Below are 6,435 nucleotides of genomic sequence, written 5' to 3'. Positions count from 1 at the left end.
CCACGCCGATGCTCGCCGACGAGCCGGTGCACCCCGACTGCGTCGCCGCCGTGGACCGGGCCGCGGCGCTGCTCACCGCCGCCGGCCACGAGGTGGTCGAGGTGGCGTCGCCGCTGGGGCCGGCGTCGTGGCCGCTGTTCGAGCTCGTCTGGTACGTGCTGGCGCTCGCCCCCGTGCCGCTGGAGCGGGAGAGTGACCTGCTGCCGCTGACGCGGTACCTGCGGGCCCGCGGTGCGGAGATCTCCGCCGGCACCCTCACCGCCACCCTGGGCGAACTCCAGGCGCAGGTACGCCTCGGCGCCCGCCGTACCGCCGACTGCGACCTGCTGCTCTGCCCCACCCTGGCCGCGCCGCAGGCGCCCGTCGGCTGGTTCACCTCCGGTGGCGACCCGGCGGAGGATTTCGACCGGCAGCGGCGCTTCTCTCCGTACTGTGCCATCTTCAACGTGACGGGTGATCCGTCCGTTTCCCTGCCGGTCGGTGTCACCGCCGAGGGTCTGCCCGTGGGAGTGTTGCTCAGCGGCCGGTACGGCGACGACGCGAGGTTGGTCGCCACCGCTGCGCAACTGGAGTACGCCAGTGGCGGATGGGATCGCCACCCCGCAATCTGGCGGGCCGTCGGCTCCGCTAACGTGAATGGCAGCGGAGTCGGGAGGTCGGAGCGATGAGCGTCCACCCGGCCCGCTCGCCGAAAATCTCTTCTTCCGCCTGGGGGCGTTGGGATTGTCTGTAACCGAGACGTTGCTGGTCTTCGTCGGCATCCCGGCGGCCGCGGTGCTGGTGATCGCCGGCCTGGCGTACGCCGGTAGCCGCGGCGGTGGTGGTGGCGGCGCCAAGCGCTACCGCCCGGGCCGGCCCTTCGACTTCACTCCGGTCTGGTTCCTGGGCCGGCCGGAGCAGCTGGCCGACTCGGCCGGCACCGCGCTGGCAGCGGGCGCGCAGGCGCCGGCGCTGACCAGCCGCAAGCAGGAGCAGGCCGGCGTCCAGGCGCCGGCCGGTGGAACCGGAGGCGCAAGTGACCGTTGGTGAGATGCGGCCCCAGTCGGGGACGGACACCCCGCCCGACGTGCTGGACGGGCCGTTCTCGACCCGCCAGCTGCTGCGCATCGACGAGGCTCTGCGTCAGGCCGACCAGGGCACCGGGCTGGTCTTCTCGGTCTTCGTCGGCGGCCTCGACGAGCCCGTCCGGGAGCACGCCGAGCGGCTGCACCGCCAGCTCGCCGAGCCCGACAAGTCCGTCCTGATCGCCGTGTCGCCCAACCAGCGTCAGCTGGAGATCGTCACCGGCCGGCACGCGCGCAAGCGCATCCCCGACACGTACGCCCGGCTCGCCGCGCTCTCCATGGTGGCGGCCTTCGGCGGTGGCGACCTGGCCGGGGGCATCATCAACGGCCTCGACCAGCTCGCCAGCCACGCCGGTAAGGGCTGAGCGCGCCCTACCTACGACGAAGCCCGGCCCGCGTGATCGCGGGCCGGGCTTCGGTACGTCCGTGGTCTGCTCTCAGCGGGGCCAGGCGCTCGGGTCCAGCCGCATCGGCCACGGCTCCTCCACCTGAACCGGGTCGTCCGGCCCGACCGTGCCGAGCAGGTTGTAGTGCACGCCCTTGACCAGCTCGTAGCGGTACACCACCGGTCCGAAGTCGCCGCGCTCCACCCGCCAGTAGGCGGGGATGCCGGCCTCCGCGTAGAGGGCGGGCTTGGTGAACCGGTCGTGCCGGCGGCTGTTCGGGGACTCGACCTCGACGACCAGTGCCACATCCGCTGCTTCGATCCACATGCCGTCCGCAGGGGGCGCCTGGGGCCGGCGTGGGACGTGCCCACACCGGCCCCGGCCGCGTACTTCTGCTCAGGCGCTCTGCGTGTCCTTCGCGCGGGCGGCGAGGGCGCGGACGACGCCGTCGCGGCCCTCGGCGACCAGCCGGCGCAGCGGCGCCGGGTGGCCCTCGCCGGCCAGCCACGCGTCGGTCGCCGCCACCGTCTCGTCTTCCACCAGGTATGCCGGGTACGCCAGCTGGGTGAACTCCTGCGCCGGCTCGCTGTCCCGGCTGGCCCAGACCTGGGCGACGGTGGCGAAGTACCGGTCCCGGTAGGGGGCGACCAGCGCGACCTGGGCCGGGTGGGCGAAGCCCTGGAGCAGCGCCCGGTGCCGCCAGTTCGGCAGCGCGTCCGGCCCGGTCAGCTCGGCCCAGACCGCGGCCTTGTTCTCCGGCGTCGGCACCAGCGCGTGGGCGTACGCGGCCTCCCGCTCGCCGCTGGCCGTACGGTCACCGGCCAGCTCGGCCTCGATGTCGGCCGGACCGGCCGCACCGTTGGCGACCAGCGACTGGAGGACCGTCCAGCGCAGTTCGGTGTCGACGGTCAGTCCCGCCGGCACCTCGCCGCCGTTCAGCCAACCGCGCAGGACCGCCAGGTCCTCCGGCGAGCGGGCCGCCGAGGCGTACGCGCGGGCCCAGGCGATCTGGAAGCCGCTGCCCGGCTCGGCGGCGGCCAGTGCGGTCTTCGCGGTGCGGGCCAGCTCCGCCCAGCCGGTCGGCGCCCAGGCCGGGTCGGCGTAGAAGACGAGCGTGCTGGTCGCCTGCCGCAGGGTGGCGGTGACCAGGTTGATGTCGGTCTCGGCGGGCAGCCCGGCCAGCACCAGCGCCACGTAGTCCCGCGCGGCCAGCTCGGCGTCGCGGATCATGTCCCAGGCGGCGGTCCAGCACAGCGCCCGGGCGAGCGACGACTCGAGACCGGCGATGTGCTGCACCACCGTGGCCATCGACCGCTCGTCCAGGCGCAGCTTGGCGTACGTGAGGTCGTCGTCGTTGAGCAGCAGCACGTCGGCCGCCCGCACCCCGGTCAGCTCGGCCAGCTCGGTCCGCTCGCCGGCCACGTCGACCTCGTGCCGCTCCCGGCGGACCAGCCGGCCGTCGGTCAGGTCGTACAGGCCCACGCCGATGCGGTGCGTCCGCAGCGTCGGGTGCCCGGCCGGCGCGTCCTGCCGGACCACGACCCGCTCGTAGGTGCCGTCCGCGCCGATCGTCACCTCCGGGCGCAGCGTGTTGACCTGCGCGGTCTCCAGCCACTGGGCGGCGAACTTGCGCAGCTCCCGGCCGGAGGCGGCCTCCAGCTCGGAGAGCAGGTCGTCGAAGGTGGCGTTGCCCCAGGCGTGCTTGCCGAAGTACGCCCGCAGCCCGGCCAGGAACGGCTCCTCGCCCACGTACGCGACGAGCTGCTTGAGCACGCTCGCGCCCTTGGCGTAGGTGATGCCGTCGAAGTTGACCTCGACCGCCTCCAGGTCCGGCATCTCGCAGTACACCGGGTGGGTGGAGGAGAGCTGGTCCTGCCGGTAGCCCCAGTTCTTCCGGATCGACAGGAAGGTCGTCCACGCGTCGCCGAACCGGGTGGCGTGGGTGTTGCACCAGTGGCTGGCCCACTCGGCGAACGACTCGTTCAGCCACAGGTCGTTCCACCAGCGCATGGTGACCAGGTCACCGAACCACATGTGCGCCAGCTCGTGCAGGATCGTGTTGGCCCGCTGCTCGTACTCGAAGTCGGTGACCTGGGAGCGGAAGATGTAGTGCGACTCGGCGTGCGTGACGCAGCCGAAGTTCTCCATCGCGCCGGCGTTGAAGTCGGGCACCCAGAGCTGGTCGTACTTCGGCAGCGGGTAGCGCACGCCGAACTTCTCGTGGAAGAAGTCGAAGCCCTGCTTGGTGATCAGGAACAGGTCGTCGGAGTCCAGGTGCTGCGCCATCGAGGCCCGGCAGAACACGCCCAGGTCGATGCCGTCGTGGCTGTCCCGCACCTGGTGGTACGGCCCGGCGCAGAGCGCCGTGATGTAGGTGCTCATCCGCGCCGACTCGGCGAAGTGGACGGTCTTGAGGTCCTCGCCCGCCGCCTCCTCGCGCTCCGCCGGCATGTTGGAGACGACCGTCCAGTGCGCCGGCACGGTGGCGTGCCAGGTGTAGACGCTCTTGAGGTCGGGCTGGTCGAAGGCGGCGAACACCCGCTGCGCGTCGGCCGTCTCGAACTGGCTGTAGAGGTACGTCTCGCCGTCGACCGGGTCCACCGTGCGGTGCAGGCCCTGCCCGCTGTTCGAGTACGCGAAGTCCGCGTCCACCACCAGCGTGTTCTCGCCGGCCAGGCCGGGCAGGACGAGGCCCTTCTCCGCCGACCAGTCGCTGAGGTCCAGCGCGGTGCCGTTGAGCGTCGCCGACCGCACCGAGTCGGCCGCCACCTCGATGAAGGTGGTGGCTCCGGGCTCGGTGCACCGGAAGCGGACCTCGGTGGTCGACCGGAAGGTACGACCCGTGGCCGCCTGGACGGCGCTGGACAGGTCCAGACTGATGTCGTATCCGGTCACATCGAGGAGGCGGGCCCGTTCGGTCGCCTCGACCTGTGTCAGGTTGCGCACTCCCGGCACTGTTCGTCTCCATCCCATTCTCGCCGTACGCCGCCGCGGCGCCGTCCCCGACCGCTCGTGACGACCGGTGCGATCCGAGTCTTCCATGCACCCGGGCACCGCGGTGGGCCAGGTCACGCTCTCATTCCGGTACCCCTCGACCGCCGGTGGGGTGAAGATCGGTGCAGGCGCCGAAGAGCCGGCGCCACCCGTCGTGAAGGGACCCCACCGTGAGCGAGCGTGTCGCCGTGGACATGTGGTTCGACCCGATCTGCCCCTGGGCGTGGATCACCTCCCGCTGGCTGCTGGAGGTCGAACAGGTCCGGGACGTGGAGATCCGTTTCCACGTGATGAGCCTGTCGGTGCTCAACGAGGGCCGGGACCTCCCCGAGCAGTACCAGGAACTGATGCGCACCGGGTGGGGACCGGTCCGCGTCTGCATCGCCGTCGAGCAGCGGTACGGCTCGGACGCGGTCCGGAACCTCTACACCGCGCTCGGTACCCGTATCCACCTCGGGCAGGAGAAGCTGTCACCGGAGCTGTTCGCCGCCGCGCTGACCGACGTGGGGCTGGACCCGGCGCTGGCCGACGCGGCCGAGAGCGCGGGCTACGACGAGGCGCTGCGCGCCAGCCACGAGGCCGGCATGCGCCCGGTCGGCACCGACGTCGGCACGCCGGTCATCCACGCTCCGGGTCCGGACGGCACCCCGGTGGCGTTCTTCGGCCCGGTCATCACCCCCGCTCCCAGGGGCGAGGCGGCGGGTCGGCTGTGGGACGGCGTGCTGCTCGTGGCCGGCACGCCCGGCTTCTACGAGCTGAAGCGCTCCCGCGAACTCGGCCCCATCTTCGACTGAGGTGTAAGGAAGGGCCCCCTCTCAACGCCTGGCGTTGTAGAGGGGGCCCTTCTTAACAACCGCCCCACCGCGCGCCGCCCCCGTCACCGGGTGGCGGGGGGATTCGTTGGCCTCCATGTCCGCCGCAGCGACCCCGCAGGGCCGTACCCCGCAGCTTCGTGGAGGCATTCCCGATGGCCAAGCACCGTGTGTCCGGCGACGACCCGATCCGCGAGGAGGGGGTGACGGACAGCCCCGAGGCCGCGTACTGGTCGGTCGACGACTCCCGCTGGCCGGCGGTGCGCCCCGATCTCCCCGCGGACATGGCGGACCTGCTCGCCCCACCGATTGTGGTCGGCGTGGCCCGCGTACCGGCCGCCTTCCGGCTCACTCCGCCGGGCGCGAAGAAGGGGCCGGAGCGGCCGAGCGCCACGCCGGGCCGCCCGGTGGCGCCGACCCTGACCGCCGGCCGGCACCGCCGGACCCTCGACCGTCAGAGTTAAGAGGGGACCCCTCCTATGCAGAATGCGTCAAGAGGGGGCCCTTCCTTACACCTGGGCTCACCTGGTGGGCGGGGAGTGGGTCCGCGCCGGTCGGGGCGGCCGGCACCGGTAGCGTCCTCGTCATGACGGTCGTGCATCCGATCGCCCGGGCCTGGATCACCACTGGCGGCACCGGCGCGCAGAACTACGACGAGTTCGCCGACGACGCGGAGATCACCGCGATCATCGAGGCGAACCCGCACAGTGCCCTCGGCATCGAGATGCCGCACCGGGCGCCGGACAGCCTCGGGAAGTCCTTCCTCGACGCGCTGCCGGACGCGGTGTCGCGGCTCGCGGAGGCGAAGGCCGACGGCAGCTACACGCCCGCCGAGCAGGTGGTCGTGCTGTACCGGATCAGCGCGCCGGGTGAGGAGTCCGCGTACGGGCTCTTCGCCATGGTCGACACCGACCAGATCTCCACCCGGGCTGACGAGCCGGGGCTGGTCATCCGCAACGAGGACGTCTTCATCGCCAAGGTGCGGGAGCGGGTGGCGCTGGCCGAGGCGCTGGGCCACCTGCTCTCGCCCGTACTCCTGCTCCAGACCGGCCGCGGCGACGAGCTGCACGCCGCGCTGGCGGCGGCGACCGAGTCGGCGGGTGCGCCAGCCGCGACCGACACCGATCAGGCCGGGCGGACGCACGCCATCTGGCTGCTCGGCCCGGGGCCCGAGCAGGA

At 72.4% G+C, this 6,435-nt stretch carries 8 protein-coding genes; 6 read left to right on the top strand and 2 right to left on the bottom strand.

Going from position 1 to position 6,435, the window contains the following annotated elements:
- The 3 genes from AB0I76_RS19755 to AB0I76_RS19745 all read left to right on the top strand — a co-directional run.
- Nucleotides 1–668 (top strand): amidase family protein (locus AB0I76_RS19755; RefSeq protein WP_357037283.1); only part of this gene is annotated, 668 nt, incomplete at its 5' end.
- Between the two features lie 73 nt (nucleotides 669–741).
- Nucleotides 742–1,029 (top strand): hypothetical protein, encoded by a 288-nt coding sequence (locus tag AB0I76_RS19750; protein WP_357037286.1) that lies wholly within the window; start codon nucleotides 742–744, stop codon nucleotides 1,027–1,029.
- Nucleotides 1,016–1,429 carry a DUF5130 family protein gene (locus AB0I76_RS19745; RefSeq protein ID WP_357037281.1) on the top strand — a complete coding sequence of 138 codons (414 nt, stop codon included), beginning with the start codon at nucleotides 1,016–1,018 and terminating at the stop codon, nucleotides 1,427–1,429. The genes AB0I76_RS19750 and AB0I76_RS19745 overlap by 14 nt, the downstream gene beginning before the upstream one ends.
- A 72-nt stretch (nucleotides 1,430–1,501) precedes the next feature.
- Here AB0I76_RS19745 and AB0I76_RS19740 read toward each other — a convergent pair whose 3' ends face one another.
- On the bottom strand, nucleotides 1,502–1,777 hold the full coding sequence (locus AB0I76_RS19740) for a Uma2 family endonuclease (protein ID WP_357037278.1): 276 nt from the start codon (nucleotides 1,775–1,777) through the stop codon (nucleotides 1,502–1,504).
- 69 nt (nucleotides 1,778–1,846) lie between these two features.
- Nucleotides 1,847–4,396, bottom strand: coding sequence for an aminopeptidase N (gene pepN, locus AB0I76_RS19735; RefSeq protein WP_357037275.1), 2,550 nt, complete (start codon nucleotides 4,394–4,396; stop codon nucleotides 1,847–1,849).
- 218 nt (nucleotides 4,397–4,614) lie between these two features.
- Between pepN and AB0I76_RS19730 the strand changes: the two genes are divergently transcribed.
- The 3 genes from AB0I76_RS19730 to AB0I76_RS19720 all read left to right on the top strand — a co-directional run.
- Nucleotides 4,615–5,238, top strand: a complete 624-nt coding sequence (locus AB0I76_RS19730; protein ID WP_357037272.1) for a DsbA family protein — start codon at nucleotides 4,615–4,617, stop codon at nucleotides 5,236–5,238.
- A gap of 173 nt (nucleotides 5,239–5,411) precedes the next feature.
- The gene (locus AB0I76_RS19725) at nucleotides 5,412–5,720 is read left to right on the top strand and encodes a hypothetical protein (protein ID WP_357037269.1); all 309 of its coding nucleotides are present in this window, start codon (nucleotides 5,412–5,414) and stop codon (nucleotides 5,718–5,720) included.
- A gap of 122 nt (nucleotides 5,721–5,842) precedes the next feature.
- The coding region (locus AB0I76_RS19720; RefSeq protein WP_357037266.1) for a DUF1015 family protein at nucleotides 5,843–6,435 on the top strand (593 nt) is incomplete at its 3' end.

The organism is Micromonospora sp. NPDC049799, assembly GCF_040656655.1.
Lineage (GTDB): Bacteria > Actinomycetota > Actinomycetes > Mycobacteriales > Micromonosporaceae > Micromonospora.
This window is presented reverse-complemented; position numbering and strand designations above follow the sequence as displayed.

What these genes read in the sequence shown, in the direction of transcription:
- AB0I76_RS19740 (WP_357037278.1), bottom strand. Translation starts at nt 1,777, where the DNA reads ATGTGGATCGAAGCAGCGGATGTGGCACTGGTCGTCGAGGTCGAGTCC.
- AB0I76_RS19725 (WP_357037269.1), top strand. Translation starts at nt 5,412, where the DNA reads ATGGCCAAGCACCGTGTGTCCGGCGACGACCCGATCCGCGAGGAGGGG.